Origin of the sequence: Brevundimonas sp. (genome assembly GCF_036963785.1) — a bacterium.
GTDB lineage: Bacteria > Pseudomonadota > Alphaproteobacteria > Caulobacterales > Caulobacteraceae > Brevundimonas.
Window position 1 is genome coordinate 151,728 of sequence record NZ_JBALUS010000001.1, and the last position, 14,084, is coordinate 165,811.

The 14,084-nt window shown below is 64.4% G+C and carries 21 protein-coding genes; 6 read left to right on the forward strand and 15 right to left on the reverse strand.

What is annotated here, in order from left to right; genetic code table 11:
• Positions 1-4 precede the first annotated feature (4 nt).
• The 14 genes from V7672_RS00795 to V7672_RS00860 form a co-directional block, all read right to left on the reverse strand.
• Positions 5-856, reverse strand: a complete 852-nt coding sequence (locus V7672_RS00795) for a hypothetical protein (RefSeq protein ID WP_335622774.1) — start codon at positions 854-856, stop codon at positions 5-7.
• Positions 853-1,500: a hypothetical protein gene (locus tag V7672_RS00800; protein ID WP_335622775.1), complete on the reverse strand. Its 648-nt coding sequence runs from the start codon at positions 1,498-1,500 to the stop codon at positions 853-855. The genes V7672_RS00795 and V7672_RS00800 overlap by 4 nt, the downstream gene beginning before the upstream one ends.
• Positions 1,497-1,838 carry a hypothetical protein gene (locus tag V7672_RS00805; RefSeq protein WP_335622776.1) on the reverse strand — a complete coding sequence of 114 codons (342 nt, stop codon included), beginning with the start codon at positions 1,836-1,838 and terminating at the stop codon, positions 1,497-1,499. Before V7672_RS00805 ends, V7672_RS00800 begins: the two co-directional genes overlap by 4 nt.
• On the reverse strand, positions 1,835-2,221 hold the full coding sequence (locus V7672_RS00810) for a hypothetical protein (protein ID WP_335622777.1): 387 nt from the start codon (positions 2,219-2,221) through the stop codon (positions 1,835-1,837). Before V7672_RS00810 ends, V7672_RS00805 begins: the two co-directional genes overlap by 4 nt.
• Positions 2,218-3,243: a DUF1376 domain-containing protein gene (locus tag V7672_RS00815; protein WP_335622778.1), complete on the reverse strand. Its 1,026-nt coding sequence runs from the start codon at positions 3,241-3,243 to the stop codon at positions 2,218-2,220. The genes V7672_RS00810 and V7672_RS00815 overlap by 4 nt, the downstream gene beginning before the upstream one ends.
• On the reverse strand, positions 3,240-4,718 hold the full coding sequence (locus V7672_RS00820) for a replicative DNA helicase (RefSeq protein ID WP_335622779.1): 1,479 nt from the start codon (positions 4,716-4,718) through the stop codon (positions 3,240-3,242). The genes V7672_RS00815 and V7672_RS00820 overlap by 4 nt, the downstream gene beginning before the upstream one ends.
• Positions 4,715-5,065, reverse strand: coding sequence for a hypothetical protein (locus tag V7672_RS00825; protein ID WP_335622780.1), 351 nt, complete (start codon positions 5,063-5,065; stop codon positions 4,715-4,717). Before V7672_RS00825 ends, V7672_RS00820 begins: the two co-directional genes overlap by 4 nt.
• Positions 5,062-6,507, reverse strand: coding sequence for a DUF7227 family protein (locus tag V7672_RS00830; protein WP_335622781.1), 1,446 nt, complete (start codon positions 6,505-6,507; stop codon positions 5,062-5,064). The genes V7672_RS00825 and V7672_RS00830 overlap by 4 nt, the downstream gene beginning before the upstream one ends.
• Positions 6,504-6,698, reverse strand: coding sequence for a hypothetical protein (locus tag V7672_RS00835; RefSeq protein WP_335622782.1), 195 nt, complete (start codon positions 6,696-6,698; stop codon positions 6,504-6,506). Before V7672_RS00835 ends, V7672_RS00830 begins: the two co-directional genes overlap by 4 nt.
• On the reverse strand, positions 6,695-7,261 hold the full coding sequence (locus V7672_RS00840; protein WP_335622783.1) for a GcrA family cell cycle regulator: 567 nt from the start codon (positions 7,259-7,261) through the stop codon (positions 6,695-6,697). Before V7672_RS00840 ends, V7672_RS00835 begins: the two co-directional genes overlap by 4 nt.
• Positions 7,258-7,620, reverse strand: coding sequence for a VRR-NUC domain-containing protein (locus V7672_RS00845; RefSeq protein ID WP_335622784.1), 363 nt, complete (start codon positions 7,618-7,620; stop codon positions 7,258-7,260). The genes V7672_RS00840 and V7672_RS00845 overlap by 4 nt, the downstream gene beginning before the upstream one ends.
• On the reverse strand, positions 7,617-8,030 hold the full coding sequence (locus V7672_RS00850; protein WP_335622785.1) for a hypothetical protein: 414 nt from the start codon (positions 8,028-8,030) through the stop codon (positions 7,617-7,619). The genes V7672_RS00845 and V7672_RS00850 overlap by 4 nt, the downstream gene beginning before the upstream one ends.
• Positions 8,031-8,084: 54 nt before the next feature.
• A complete protein-coding gene (locus V7672_RS00855; protein ID WP_335622786.1) occupies positions 8,085-8,399 on the reverse strand; it encodes a hypothetical protein in 315 nt (104 codons plus the stop codon).
• A 164-nt stretch (positions 8,400-8,563) separates the two neighbouring features.
• Positions 8,564-8,803 carry a carph-isopro domain-containing protein gene (locus tag V7672_RS00860; RefSeq protein ID WP_335622787.1) on the reverse strand — a complete coding sequence of 80 codons (240 nt, stop codon included), beginning with the start codon at positions 8,801-8,803 and terminating at the stop codon, positions 8,564-8,566.
• Between V7672_RS00860 and V7672_RS00865 the strand changes: the two genes are divergently transcribed.
• The 6 genes from V7672_RS00865 (at position 8,798) to V7672_RS00890 (ending at position 13,024) form a co-directional block, all read left to right on the forward strand.
• Positions 8,798-9,532, forward strand: coding sequence for a S24 family peptidase (locus V7672_RS00865; protein WP_335622788.1), 735 nt, complete (start codon positions 8,798-8,800; stop codon positions 9,530-9,532). The genes V7672_RS00860 and V7672_RS00865 overlap by 6 nt on opposite strands.
• A 10-nt stretch (positions 9,533-9,542) precedes the next feature.
• Positions 9,543-9,938, forward strand: a complete 396-nt coding sequence (locus tag V7672_RS00870; protein ID WP_335622790.1) for a hypothetical protein — start codon at positions 9,543-9,545, stop codon at positions 9,936-9,938.
• 11 nt (positions 9,939-9,949) lie between these two features.
• Entirely contained in the window at positions 9,950-10,585 is a 636-nt protein-coding gene (locus tag V7672_RS00875) for a hypothetical protein (RefSeq protein WP_335622791.1), read from the forward strand.
• 335 nt (positions 10,586-10,920) lie between these two features.
• On the forward strand, positions 10,921-11,268 hold the full coding sequence (locus V7672_RS00880; protein ID WP_335622792.1) for a hypothetical protein: 348 nt from the start codon (positions 10,921-10,923) through the stop codon (positions 11,266-11,268).
• Positions 11,268-11,573, forward strand: coding sequence for a hypothetical protein (locus V7672_RS00885; RefSeq protein ID WP_335622793.1), 306 nt, complete (start codon positions 11,268-11,270; stop codon positions 11,571-11,573). The genes V7672_RS00880 and V7672_RS00885 overlap by 1 nt, the downstream gene beginning before the upstream one ends.
• A gap of 608 nt (positions 11,574-12,181) precedes the next feature.
• Complete coding sequence (locus V7672_RS00890) at positions 12,182-13,024, forward strand: lasso peptide biosynthesis B2 protein (protein WP_335622794.1); 843 nt, start codon at positions 12,182-12,184, stop codon at positions 13,022-13,024.
• Positions 13,025-13,145: 121 nt separating this feature from the next.
• Here V7672_RS00890 and V7672_RS00895 read toward each other — a convergent pair whose 3' ends face one another.
• The gene (locus tag V7672_RS00895; RefSeq protein WP_335622795.1) at positions 13,146-14,063 is read right to left on the reverse strand and encodes a PadR family transcriptional regulator; all 918 of its coding nucleotides are present in this window, start codon (positions 14,061-14,063) and stop codon (positions 13,146-13,148) included.
• Positions 14,064-14,084 lie beyond the last annotated feature (21 nt).

Below are 14,084 nucleotides of genomic sequence, written 5' to 3' on the forward strand. Positions count from 1 at the left end.
CCTCCTAGGCCAGCCCATACACGATTTCGCAGGTGTCAGCGGCCCTCAACAGGTCTTCCTTGATCCTGGTCCTGACCGAACCGCTGGACGCCATGTCCCTGATCATCCGGCCCTTGCCCGCGATGTCCTCAAGGGCACGGATGGCACGGGCGGCGGGATGCTCCCTCGGCAGGATCGGCATGGACTCCCCCCGGCCGGTCGGGCTGGGCTGGATGCCGCAGATCATCAGGTGGATGCAGAACACCCGGCGGGCCGACTCCCTCCGCTTGTCCTCCCATGTCGCGCCACCATGCGAGCCCCGGACCTGTGAAGGATCGATCGCAGGAGGGGTCAGGCCGCGTTCCGGATCCATGCGCTCATAGTCGGCACGGTAGCGCAGGAGGGCGGCGTAGGTCGTGCTGCCCGGGTCGATGGGCGTGATGCTGATGCCGGTGTCACGGTCGGTATACGGCCGGGTCAGGCTTTTCAGGCCGTCCCGCGTGATCTCAGGGGCATCCCGGGCGCCCTGCGTTTTCGACGCGACGATCTCATTGCCCCGAAGCCGCTCAAGGTCGCGGGTCTCGTCAAGGCCCTGGTCGACCTCCCGGCGCTGCAACAGCTCGGCAATCTCCCGTTCCAGCTCCGCCATCATCTGATGGCCGGCGCGCTGCGTCTGGATGCTGTCCGATGCGATCCGGGCCGTGGCGACATGGAACCTCATCGCCCTCCCCCCGGTCAGCTCGAGACCGCTCACCAGCACAGGCGAGGCGTTGTCGTTTGCATGGTTGTCGTTCGCCCCGATCATCCGGGGCACCGCGGCCTTCGCCCGGCCAGACTTCCGGGTGTACCGCTTCTTGGCTTTGTCGGTCTTGCTCATGCGGCGATCCTTTCGAACATGTGGCGCTGAATGGGGTTAAGGCCGTCCAGATCGCCCCATTGATCGGCCATTGCTTCAGCGATCCCAGGGAAGAACCGCGAACGCTCTTTCCAGCGATCCGGGCCCGGCGGCATCCTGTGAACGCGCGCCTCGCGACCCTCCACGATATCGGTTGGGGCCAGAGGCGGCAGGTTCCGAAGCCAGAAACAGGTGCGCTTTGTTTCACCATGACCGAACTGCCACGGCTGGACGGATTGCGCTGGCGGCTCATAGTTTTCGATCAACGCCTTGGCGTGGCGGTGCATGACCGGGTTCTCGATGCAGACGCGGTCAATGGGCGCGTTCCAGAATGCCGAGAACAGCGCAGCGCCTTCCTCCAGCTCTCCCTGCATCTGCGCAACCGTCTTGCCGGGCGGAGGCGTGGCCAGCCAGCGGACGCCGCTGTTGCACAGGCGGGTGCAGGGCGGATGAGCAACCATCAGCAAATCCCAGCCATCGTTCAGATGATCGCGCGCATCGCCCGTTATGTGGCGGTTCGAACCATCTTCGGCGGGCAGGAGATCGCACGACCAGGCATCGTGCCCCCGCGCCTCGAAAGCTCGACGAACGGTCCCGCTGAATTCGCATGCGACGAGGACTCTCATGCAGCCTCTCCGAAAAGGTCAGGTTGATCGCCCGACCGGGGCAACAGGGTTGAAAGCCAGTCTGTGATCGGGGCGTCAGGGATGCGCCGCTCAATCGAGGCGATGGCCAGCGAAAGGGCTTCGTCGCGGGTCTCGACCATATTGCGAGGCGGCTGGCCTTGGGTGTGGCCAAGCGGCCCGGAATAGCCCGTCATGTCGCCTGTCATCCGGTGGCACGATGTGGCCCAGGTCCAGCCATCCCCGAACCGGCCCAGCATGATCATGGCCTTGTGCGTCTTGACCTCAGGCATGGTCAGAACCTCGCAGGGCTCGATCTGGACGAAGGGGACGTAGGTCATGACTGCGCTCCGATCCGAAGGGCTGAAAGCACCTCCCACGGATCCCGGGCCAGACGCACCGGGCGGTCGCCATGGGGCGCGATAGGCTTGGTGGGACGGGACTGGCGCACGGTGCGGCGCCTCCGACGATGGCCCCCTGCCTCTCCCCGGCCGGTCTGGAATCCCTCCGACTCCAACCACGCCATGACTTGCTGCCTGATTTGGCGAAGTTGACAGTCGGAGCTGCGAGGCGAACCGCTGACCGGGAACTTGTGCCACCGCCCGTCCCGGTGCGTGACGACCACGGCCAGATGCTTGCCGCCGATCTGCGTCTCGGCCTCGAAGCCGTATTCCGCGACGATCTCGCTGATCAGGGCATAGGCCCGGCGCTCATGGCCCTTCATGCCGCCTCTCCCCTGCCCTGCCCGGCGGGGCTGTTGCTGTTTGCCGCGTCCAGCGCGACCGTGACGTCCTTGTTCTTCAGCCATGGCCCGAGGTCGCGCTGCAGGGTCGCCACGATGGCCGGCGTCTTGGCCAGCAACCGGCGCCCTGCCCCGTCCCATCGGCAGTAGTGGTCCAGCCAGCGGCGGGCGTAATCCTCGTCCTTGAACGCGACCAGGGACTGGCGAAGGGCGGGAGGGCCGTCGAAAGTGGCGGCTGGGGCAGGCGCCGAAGACGGCGCACAAGCCGGGAAAAGGAACTCGCGCCACCGGTCCTTGTTCAGCACAACAGCCGCACCGCTGGCGAACTGGCCCCCGTCTTTCGTGTTGGCAGGCAGGGCGTAGTAGGCCTGTACCGCTGCCCAGATATCCGAAGGCATCCCGCCGCGTTTCAGCGCGCCGCTTAGGGCACGGTTCACGTCCGGCATCGTTGACCGGCGCTTGCCCTCGACGACCGGCTGGGCCTTGTGGATGCGGTCCACCATCAGGTCAAACCCGCACCCCGCATCGGCCGCGATCATCAGGGCTTTCGAAAAGCGCTTGAGATCGATCTCACCCCTTTGGGGGCTGGGGGTTCTTTCTTTATCTGGTTCTGGTTCTGGTTTTGTTGGCAAACCGGAAGCATTTGCTGGGCGATTTAATGCCTTCTTTCCGGCACTTGCCTCGCCTCCCGCTTTTCCAGCCACTTTGCGTTTACCGGAAGTGCTTTTGTACTTGGTCAGGTCTTCGGTCACGCGGGGCTGGGTCAGCTTGCCCCTGACGACCCGGAACATCGGCATCAGCTTCGGCTTGATGGCCTGCCATTCCTTCGGGGTCAGCTTGGCGTACCCGGCAAGGATGTCGTCGTCGGCCGGGAGCCTGCCATCGTTGTTCCACAGAGCGCCGATCAACAGCAGATAGGCCCCATGCTCCCGGGCGTGGCTCAGGTGGGCGGTGTGCTTGTGGTACGAGCCCCAGAAGAGCTTCTGATACGGGGGCGCGCTCATTCGTCACCATAGGGGGCGCGATAGGCCACATCCTGATAGTCCCGGGCGAGGTTGCCAAAGCGGGTCGTGTCCTCGTTGAAGGACAGACGGACCGTCCCGATAGGCCCATGGCGCTGCTTGCCGATGATGCACTCAGCCAGCCCTTGAGCGGCCTGCATTTGCTCGGTCCACTCAAGGTGCTGCGATGATCCGGGTTTCGGTTCGGAACGGCCCAGGTAGTAGCTCTCCCGGAACACGAACATGACGACGTCGGCATCCTGTTCGATGGATCCCGACTCCCGGAGGTCCGACAGCATGGGGCGCTTGTCGTCGCGGCTTTCGACCTGGCGGGAGAGTTGCGAAAGTGCCAAGATCGGCACGTTCAACTCCTTGGCCAGCGCCTTAAGCCCGCCGGTGATCTCGGTGATCTCCTGAACACGGTTCCTGCCCTTGCCGTCTCCCGTGGTCAGAAGCTGCAGGTAGTCGACCACGATCAGGTCAAGGCCTGTCCTGCGGTGCTGGCGCCGGGCGCGGGCCGCAAGCCGGCTGATGCTGATGCCCCCGGTCTCGTCGATGTAGAGGGGGATCGATCGCAGCTCGTCGCGGGCGTCCATGATCTTGCGGAAGTCCGCCGCGTCTATCTGGCCCTTGCGGATTTTGTCGGACGAAATGTCAGTCCGGTCAGAGATGATGCGCTGGGCAAGCTGCGACTTGGACATCTCGAGCGAGGCGAAGAACACCCGGCCACCCGCCAGCGTGACGGGCTCGCCATCCTCGGTGACGCCTTCCTTGAAGGACCGGGCGACGTTGTAGGCGATGTTCGTGGCCAGCGAGGTCTTGCCCATGGAAGGCCTGCCCGCGAGGATCAGAAGGTCGGACGGATGCAGGCCCCCTAGCTTCTGGTCGAGGTCGATCAGGTCCGTGGCCAGCCCGGTCAGCTTTCCATCGCGTTTGAAAGCGGCCTCTGCTTGCGCCACAGCCTCATCGAGCGCCTGCCCGAAGGTAGCGACCGCCTTTGCCTGTTCCCCGCTCTCAGCGAGCCCGAAAAGCGATCCCTCGGCATTGGACAGGTGTTCAGCAGCGGGCACGGCCAGATCAGCCGCACTGACAGCCATGTCCCCGGCGATGCGGATGAGCTCGCGACGGACGGCAAGGTCATAGATTGACGCGGCGTAGTCCTTGGCCTTCATGGCCGGAGGGGCGCGGTCGACCAGATCAAGCAGATAGCCAAGCCCGCCGAAGGGCTCGAACGCCGGGTCTTTCTCGAACCTGGCTTTCAGCAGTTCCGGTTCGGCAAGGGTTCCCGCCGCGATGTGGTCGACGATCTCCTGAAACAGGCGCTGGTGGAAAGGCTCGAAGAAGTGCTCTGCCTTTAGCCGTTCGGGAATCCTCTCAAACGCGGCGTTGTCATACAGCAGACAGCCCAGCAGGGCCTGTTCAGCTTCAATGTTGCTAGGCAGGGCCTGTGCCTCGGTATGGTCGCGGGGGGTGGTCATGGGGTGCGCCCCCCATCATTCGACGCCTTGGCGAACAGCCGCTCGGCTTCGGCTGCAGCTATCTTGCGGGGCAGGATGTCTCGCCCGGCTTGGCTGGCCTCACGGGACAGGATGGAACAGGCAGGAACCGGACCATGGAGCATGACCAGTTGAGCCCGGATGGCAGAGGCAAGGGCCGTGGCGAAGGCGGGCCTGTCGTCTTCGGGCAGTTCCCCGATCTCAGCCGTGACCAGAGACGATGCACGGGCCTCCAATGCCTTCCACCGTGCATTGCGTTGCTCGGTGACCTCGGCACGTTCTTTGCCACGGTCGATCTTGCCGATGACGGCGGTCTCGCGGCGGTTCATGCTCTGGCCTCCGCAGAGGGTTTTCTGGATCCGGAGAACATCCGTTCGAAGTGGGCCCGGCAGTATTGGCCACGCCCGACGACGGGATCACAGCAGTAGGTGGTTTGATCCATCTGGCCCTGTCCGGGGTCATTGATCGGCCATGCGCACTGACCCGGCTTGCGGGCCATCAGGGAGCGGGGGCGAGCGTCTTTCGGGCCCTGCCCGACCTCATCCAGACTGATCGAACGCACCGGCTTGGGCGTGACCTTGGTGGAGGGCGGCGGCGGGGCAGGAACGAGCGCGACCGGGTTAGCGGGCGCTGGCGACGGCTGGCGCGCGGGGGCAGGCGTCTCCGCTGCCGGGCCCTTGGCGTCAGACGGCAGGAAATAGACCGCGCGCCGGCCATCCTTGCGCTTCTCGACCAGGCCCCGCTTTTCGAGTTCGTAGAAGGCAGCCGGAACCGTCCCGTGAGGGATGCCCGTGCGATCTGCGATCTCCCCGAACGGGACCATCAGCCCGCCATCGGGGCGCCTGGTTTTCGGGACCGCGTCCAGAAAGAAATCGTAGAGCTGTTGCGCCCGGGGCCCCAGCTTTTCCGGCCAGCGCGTCGGGGCGATGCGGGGCAGTTGATCGGCGACCGGAGCATCATCGTTCGCGGGCTTCGGCTTGCCCGACCCCCTCAGCTTCCGGCCATGTCGCAGGAAGGCGATGGTCTTGTCCCGTGCGCCCTTGGACCAGCACAGGCCACAGGTGGCACAGGCGGCGGTGTCGTCAGTCTGGGCAGGGCAGACAATGACGTCAGGCAGACCGGGATCTTCGTCGACCACGATGGCGCGCGAATCCGCGACGTCGGGCAGGTCGCTGGAGGTCCGGATGGCGAACCGACCCCAGATGCCGTCAGTCAGGGTTTCTATGGCCCGGGCGATACGGACGCCTTCGGGGTCTTCGTCATAGATCGTGCGGGCCGTGTAACCGAACACGTGAAGCTGCGGAAACTCAGCAATGAGCCGGGCCCAGAGATAGACGTATTCGACCGAGTAGAAGTCACCAAGGACGTGAAGCCGGATCAGCAGGCCGTCCGGATGCTGACGACACAGGGTGATGACCTCGGCCTCGAGATACCGTTCGAAGTCCGCATCGGGCGTGTGACGCCGGGCGAACGGCATGGAGTTGCCGTAGCAGCCTGCCCATTGGAGGCAGGACCTGGGACAGGTCGCGCGTTCCTCAAGCGAAAGCTGGAAGATCGCCGCGCCCTTGAGAGGGCCCTTCAAGACCTCCTTGCCCAGCTTGGTGTTCGAATGCCCGGTGATCAGGAACCGCGGGCTGGCCTTCGAAGCCGTCACGGTCTTGCCGAAGATCGTCCGGCCTTCCGACAGGGCGGGATGATCGGCAGGCAGGGGCACAACCCTGTCAGGCTCAATCTCTCGCGCCTCAAACCGGGTGACGGTCGAGCGGGTCATGCCACCCACCCGGCATTGTCGTTCGCGCTTTCAGACCGGGCGACCCGTTGAAGCGCGGCTTGGGTGGCTGTCACGCACACCTCGAACCCATAGAGGTCGCGGATCACGCGAAGGGAGCCCTCAATCTTGGCCGCTTCGATGCGGAGCAAATCGGCTTTCTGGGCAGCGAGGCGGAGGTCTGGCGTGGTCATGCCGCGAACCTTCCGCGCTCAAGATCGCTGACCCGCTTGGGGGCCAGAGGATCGCGCTGCATCGCCAGCCGGGCATGGTCCAGACAGTAGGGAACGCCCACCAGGCCCTCATGCATGGGGCGACCGCAGCACAGTTGAAACTCAGGCTTGTCAGCCTCACCGACCGGCCAAGCGCATTGGCTGAACCTACGCCCTACAAGGGGGACCGAGTTGTCGTTGGCCGATTGCAGGGCCTGCATCATGGCCTTCTTGCCCACGGCTGCCTGCTTGGCGCGAAGGCTGGCCAGATCCTTTTCGGACGCCGGAGGACGTGTCCGGCCGAAGGTGACAGCGGCCTTGGAAAACGGCTTCGGCTTGGACGGCTTGAAGGTCGCGGCCCGCTTGGGTGCCGAGGGAGACAGGCGGTGCCCCTTGGTCCAGCCATGCCGGTGAGCCTGTCCGACAACGGCATTGCGCGTGATGCCCCGGCCCATGGCGCGGGCGGTCTCAGACGCGCTCTTGCCCTCGTCGATGTAAAGGCGTTTGCATTCGGCACGCAGCTCTTCGGGCCATTCATGTCTCATGACGACAGCCTCCCCCTGAGTTTCAGGCCCCAACCCTCAAGGGTGGACTGGACCTCGCTGATCGATCGACAGACGGCATAGGGCGAACCGAGCGCCGTCACTTCCTCTTGGAACAGGGCCTGCGATGCGGTCTGGCGACCGGCTCCCGCCTTGAGCTCGATGAAGGCCGCACGACCGCCCGGCAGGACGAAACACAGGTCCGCAACACCCGGACGGACGCCCATGCTTTTCAACTTCTTGGCCTCGCGCGGATGGCGGCTGCCACCGTTCGGGCAATGGAAATAGACGCAGTCCGGCACTGCCACCTTGAGGAAGCCGAGAACCTGGACCTGCAGGATGTCTTCGGGGCCGGCGCTCATGAGTCCTCTCCGACCGCAACGAGAACGTCATCTGCCTCGGCCTTGACCCGCAGGGCACCGGCCCGAATGCGGCGTCGCTCCAGAATGGTGATCTTGCCGTCCGCAGCGGCCTCGCGGGACACGCGCTGCAGGTCGGCAGCGGCTTCCGTCACTTCCGGGGCCTCGGTCAGCAGGTCTCCCGCCGGGTCGTCATCCTCGGCCTGCAGCAGGTCGATAAGCTCCGCCCGCTCGGCCCCGTTGGCCACGGCCATGAAGCGGTGAATGGGCAGGGTGGTCTCAGGGTGGTCAGCGTTCTCATAGAGCGACCAAGCGCCCTTGTGAGCGAGACCAGCCTGTCGGGCCGCTTCCTCCGACGTCCCGATCCGAAGGCGGATGCGTTTGGTCAGGGCCTTGATGCGAGGGACGCTCATGATCGGTGTTCCGTTAACGTTCTGGCGGGTTGTTTCGGTGACCCGGTCGCTCGCCTAGGCGATGATCGGTTCATGGCTGGAAGGTTCAGAATTCGCGGTGTGAGGATGTGGCTGGGGCTGGCCGATGGCGCAGATGACCCGTGCCTTCGGGAGGTCACGGACCTGTTCGGCCTGCGCTTGGGCGACTGCGAGCCCTTTGATGAGGCCCCGGAGCCGTGGCAGGAGGTCTTCGGCACGGGGCGTGACAGCGGAGAGCATTTTCAGCGCCCTCGCCTCATCACCCGAGGCGGAAACCGTCTGGATGGCGACCAGTCCGCAGATCAGCTCGAAGCTGTCGTCAAGGACGGTGTTCAGGACGCTCTGGGTCATTCAGTCGTTCACCCAGCACTCTGCGAGGAAGATCGCAGCCCAAACCACGGTGCCGAGTGCCCAGACACCGGCAGTGTGGTTGCCGGCCGCGAAGAGGGCGACCGCCCCCAAGAGGCCCGACGCGATAGCGCCCCAAGCGCAAACCTTCTGGATGCCGCGCAAGATCACGCCGCCCGCTCCTGCGAGGCCGTGTCATTGGCAGGGGTGGGGAGATCGGGGCGCACCTTCTGCAGCTCGTCCGCCGTCAGCCTGATGCCGTGCTGCTTGGCGGCCGCGAGTATCGCGTCATGACGCCAGCTCGGGATGCTCCCCTTCCGGTGCCAGCTTTTGACGGTCGACGAGGGCAGGCCGATCTTGGCCGCCATGGGTCGGATGCCGTCGAACTTCTGGAAAACGCTTTGCATCAAGATCAGCCTTTTGAGGTGCGATTTGCGCACCATACGACCGCACATGATGTGCGTCAATCGCACTCGCTATCTTTGTGCGATTTTCGCATCCTCCCCGGCATGGATTCCCCGGACGACATCAAAGCCGCGCTGCAGCGCCTCGGCGTTCCCCATGAGGAAATCGCCAATGCCATCGGGAAGGACCGGACGGTTGCGACCAAGATCTTTGGGACGGCAAACCGCCGCATTCAGGCGGCCGAGATTGCGCCCCTGAAAGCTCTGATCGCCAAGTATGAGACGGCACGGGGCGAGACTGGCGACTTGGCCAGCACCAGCCTGCAGAGCTATGTCGAGGTCGAGGTGCTTCCGACCTTCGCGGGCATGGGCGGCGGCGGAACCGGCGATGATGACCGGACCACGGCGCTCCTATCGCGGGCCCTGGTCGAGGATCAGCTTCGGGCCAAGCCGAGCGACCTTCTGGTCATCAACGTGCGCGGCGACAGCATGGAGCCGGTCTTTCTCCATGACGATCAGGTGGTGATCGATCGCAGAGACCGGAATCCGCGGCAGCCGGGGCCGTTCGCCCTGTGGTTCGACGACGGCTATGTGCTTAAGAACGTCGAGTATATCCGCAAGTCAGGCACGCTCCGGATATTCAGCAGCAATCCGATCTACAGCCCGGACGAGGCTGACCCCGAAGACGTGACAATCATGGGCCGGCCTGTGTGGTTCGCCCGAAGGATGTAGGGAGCGAGCGATGAACAAAGTGACCGCATTTGCCGCCTTCGCCTTCGCTATCGGGCTCAGCGGCTGCGACCGAACCGAAGCGGACGCCAAACAGACGGTTGCTGCCCAGCTCAAAGACCCTTCGTCAGCTCAGTTCCGCAATGTCATCACGAACGGCTCGATTGTCTGTGGCGAGGTGAACGGCAAGAACAGCTGGGGTGCTTACGCAGGCTTCACCCGCTTTATTGCGGCGGATGAGATCGTGATCATGGAGCCTGACGGGGGAGAGGAACACGCCAACGCGCGACAAAGCTTCGACACCAGCTGGTCTGCCTTGTGCGGGCCAAGAAAGTCGTACGAACGACGGATCGCTGAGAACGAACGCCTCATAGCCGAGGGCGAGAAGCTTCTCGAAGAGAACCGGTAGCCGGTCGGCCAATGGACACGCCCGGCTATCCCTTCATACCGCGCGCCGACGAACCGGACGAACAACGGCTGTTGATCGCGTATGGCCGGGCGATGATGGCGTGGAACACGCTCGACGGGACGCTCCACACCCTACTGGAAATCATCATCGATGAGGACGGGCCAGCCGGTAGGGCAACTGTTCTGGCCCTGACGGCCGACGCGGGCGGAATGGATCTGGAAAAAGCCATCAGCTCGCTTGCCAAGGCCGTGCTGACAGGCGAGCGCCTTGCCGACGTGCTGGCCCTGGTATCATTCGTCGCGGCAATCCGCCCCTATCGAAACTACTATGCCCACGGCCTCAATCACATGTCGCGGGAGCGCGGCGTTCTGACGGCTCCGGTCCTGACGTGGACCGCCAAGGGCGGGATCAAGCATCAGATCGACAGGGTCACCGCTGACGATCTCGACCAGATGGCCATCTGGTGCGCCACAGCAGCGTCATTCACCATGGCCCTGCCCTCTTGGTGGTATCCGCTCAAGTCCCCGGGGTATGAGCCGACCCGGCCAGTCCTGCCACCGAAGCCGCCCCAGCTTGAGAAGCTGACGAACGATCTGGATTTCTACTGGCGCCCAGACCGGGGACCGAACGCCAATAAGGGCCGGTGATCGCCTCGCAAACCGCGCCAACGTCAGCTTGGCCATCGTAGACCGATAGCTCCTGCCTACAGAGCAGCCAGCGGCCATCCCGACATTCAAGATGCCGGTCGGCATATTGGCCGGGCGCGTCCTTAACCGTGGCCGATGCCGCGTCGATCAACGCCTCATATGCCCGGATGACTTGCAGCGCTTCTGATCTGGTCATGGCTGGCTCCTGTTTCGCCCACCATACACGGGTTCGCACATATTGTGCGATTAAGTGTGCGATTTACGCTTGACGTAGGTGCGATAGTCGCACATTCTCTCCCCATACCGAGGCCACCGGGCCGAAGGGGAGAGAGACGATGCAAACGGAATGGACCCACCCGCAGGATTTGCCGCTGAACGCGGACATGCCGGGTGTGCGGACGCTTCACGGCGCGACCTGGGCCTTTGATCGGGGCGCGTATCTGGACTTCATCGCGAAGGAGGTTCTGGACACGCTTCCGGCCGACCTGAGCGTCCTGTCGGATGAGATGCTGAAGCGGGTCGAGACTGACCTGTCCCGCGCTCAAACCGTCCGGACATGGGCAGGCCACTGGCAGACCGGCCTTGAGGGCTCCCGTGAGGCCTCGAAGCGCGTCTGGGCTGAGCTGAATGCTCGGGGTTTCCGCAGCGACGGATCGCGCGATGCCGTGGCGGAGGCTGCGTGATGTCCCGGACACGCGAAATCGCTGCTGCCGCCGAAGCGGCTGGCAAGCACTTCAACGGCCGCGACGGCTTCGCCAACGCCGGTCTGAAAAACCTCTACGTCTGCATTGGCGAGAGCATGGGCGTCGGTGCCGACTCTTCCAGCGGCTGTGGTCAGGCCATGTGGACCATCGACCGCGAACCGGGCGTCACGCCGTTTCTGGCCAAGTGTCGCCACTGCGGAGGCTACGCCCAGAGCAAGGCGTATCGCGTCCCGCAGGACACGGCGGCGGACTTCGAGTGGTATCGCCCGGATGGTCGAGCGTAGAACCCCACGACCGGCGCGCTGGCATCATGATCGCCCCCAAAAGCACCCCCGTTGCAGCTGTTAAACGGGATGCAACCGATGACAGAGAGCGCGACCACCGCGGAAGCAACCCCCAGATCCAGGCCTTCGATTTCGGGCCCATCGCCGTCCTCAGATATCCAGCACTCTTCAGTGGACCGCACCTCGGCGACCAGGCGTCGCTCATCTTCCAGGACCCGTCTGGCATCCGCTGAAGAGCGGCCGCGGAAGTCACGATAATCCCGGTTACACCCGAGGCCGCTGTCGTCGGCTGCCTCGTAGCCTTCGAACCATTCAAGTTCTTCTCGAACGAGGTCGGCGGGCGTGATGAGAGGCGCGGACATCTGATCCTTCTCGGATTACTGCGCAACTCCGCCCATGATGTCCTTGTCAGGGATACGGGACGCGGAAGGCGGCAGCCTTGCCCTCAAGGGCAGCACGCTGCCTACCGGCAGATGGTGAACCTCGCCCAAAAGATGTTGAGCGAGACGGCATCGTGAAGCGAGACGGAAGCGTGGCTCGGGCCGTCATTCCGACGGCGCCGCACCACCTGTTTCGCGGGCTGGCCACCCGACTGAAACAGTCCAAAAATGTCCAGCGCAATCCACCGCCAAAGCGTGGGTAGCGCTGCGGGTAAAATCAGCAATCGCCGAGAACTTATTGTATTTTCAGTCATCCGTACGGACCCCCTCTCCGCCATCGTCGGCCCTGTTGGGATCACCGCTCCTCCGGCGAGCCGGGTGTCCTTCATCTGCCGGATCGCGGGTACCGCCCCCTCTCGGACCTGTCTCTGCCCGCGCCGCCAACCGAGATCCGAAGGCTGGACGGAAGCGATCTGTCCCTGTCCCGTCACGTCGCGCGACCCGGGCTCACCCTGTCCCTGTCGCAGGTCGTCTGTTCGATCGGGTGACACTCTGATAGGGCCGACGAGCATAGGAGGAAGGCGTCTGGGCAGATTGCAGCATTTCTGGCGATGGCCTCTGGGGCTCAAGCTCCTGACGCCTGTGGCGTGGGCCTTGATCGGCGTGGCCTCGGGCCTGCTGATCGTCGTCCCGTTCCGGCGGCTCGCGCCTTTGATGGGGCGGAGCCTTGGGGCAGCGGCACTGGTGCCCATCGCCGATGCAAACCAACTGCGGCGCGCCCGGCTGATTGGCCGTGCGGTAGCCACTGCAGCCAGATTCGCACCTTTCCGCGCCGACTGCCTGCCCCAGGCCATGGCGGCGGTCACATTCTGCCACGCCCTGAACGTCCCCTATGCCGCGTTCCTTGGCGCCTCGATGTCGACACCGGACAAACCGGGTGAGCTGACGGCCCACGCCTGGGTTCGGTGTGGACCCGTGCCCATCACCGGCGGCACCGGCAATTTCCAAAGGTTCGGCGTCGTGGCCTGCTTCATCACCCCTCGCATTGGCGTCGCGCGTGGTGGCCCTTAGAGACAAGTTGCCGCTCGACTGACCGCACCGCCACCGGCTCCCAAGCCGGAATACTCGAACGAGCAGCACGCGTACTTCTGACAGGTTTCCCGCATTGCCCACGCCTTTGCCGGGCGACGTCTTAAGCGATCTCGTCCGGCTCATCCCGCGTCAACAGGATCAAGGCCCGCGAAACCCATTCCAGCCGACTGACGAGCGTTGAGCGGGCGTTGTCGTGCAGGAGGAGTTGATACGGCATGTCCCGATTGCGCTCGGCGAAGGCCTGCAAGGCAATCAGCTCAGCGGTCATGGCCGCCTGCAGCTCACGCAGCCACGCCAGCCGTTCGGCCAGCGGCAGGACATCCATGGCGGCCATCTTGGTGCGGATCGGGTCCTCGAGGACCATTTCCGCCCCGTCGATACGCCGGATCCAGGCCGCAATCGCCGCCTCCCCTTTCGGTGAGCACGTCAGCATTTCTGCCCCGCGCCCACTCTCTGCAACAGGGGTCGAAACGAGCAGGCCGCGCTCAACCAGACGGCGGATGATGGGGTAGATCGTGCCGGTGCTGTTGGTGAAATGCGTGACGATCGACTCGGCGAAGAAGCGGCGGATCCGGTAGGCCGTGACCGGCTGGTGGCCCCAGACCAGCGACATCACCACATTCTCTCGATCCGTCAGGTCTTCGGCAGACACACCGCCCCTCACCGTCCAGGTCTCAGGGCGCGCGAGGTCAGCTGCTGAGAAACGATCATACGACGGACCTCCCGTGTCTGCCCTGTGCCGCCAGCCTATAGGGCGGGCGGACCCTGGCGACAACGGTGACGGATCACCACCGGAGCAAGCGGGACGTGCCGGTTCGGTTGGACGGCCGCGTTCCAGCCTTTGCGACGAACGACGCCCGCAGAGCGACACACAGCAAACGTCGAGGCTGAACCAGGTGTCCGCAGCATGATACACATCGGAACAGTGTCGTTCTTTTCCATCACGTTCGGGCACTGGGCGCGAAGCCGGGCGTGACCACGATGGCGCCGTTTGGTTGGGCCGGTCGGCAAACGCCACACGTCGATCTGGAGGCTGGGC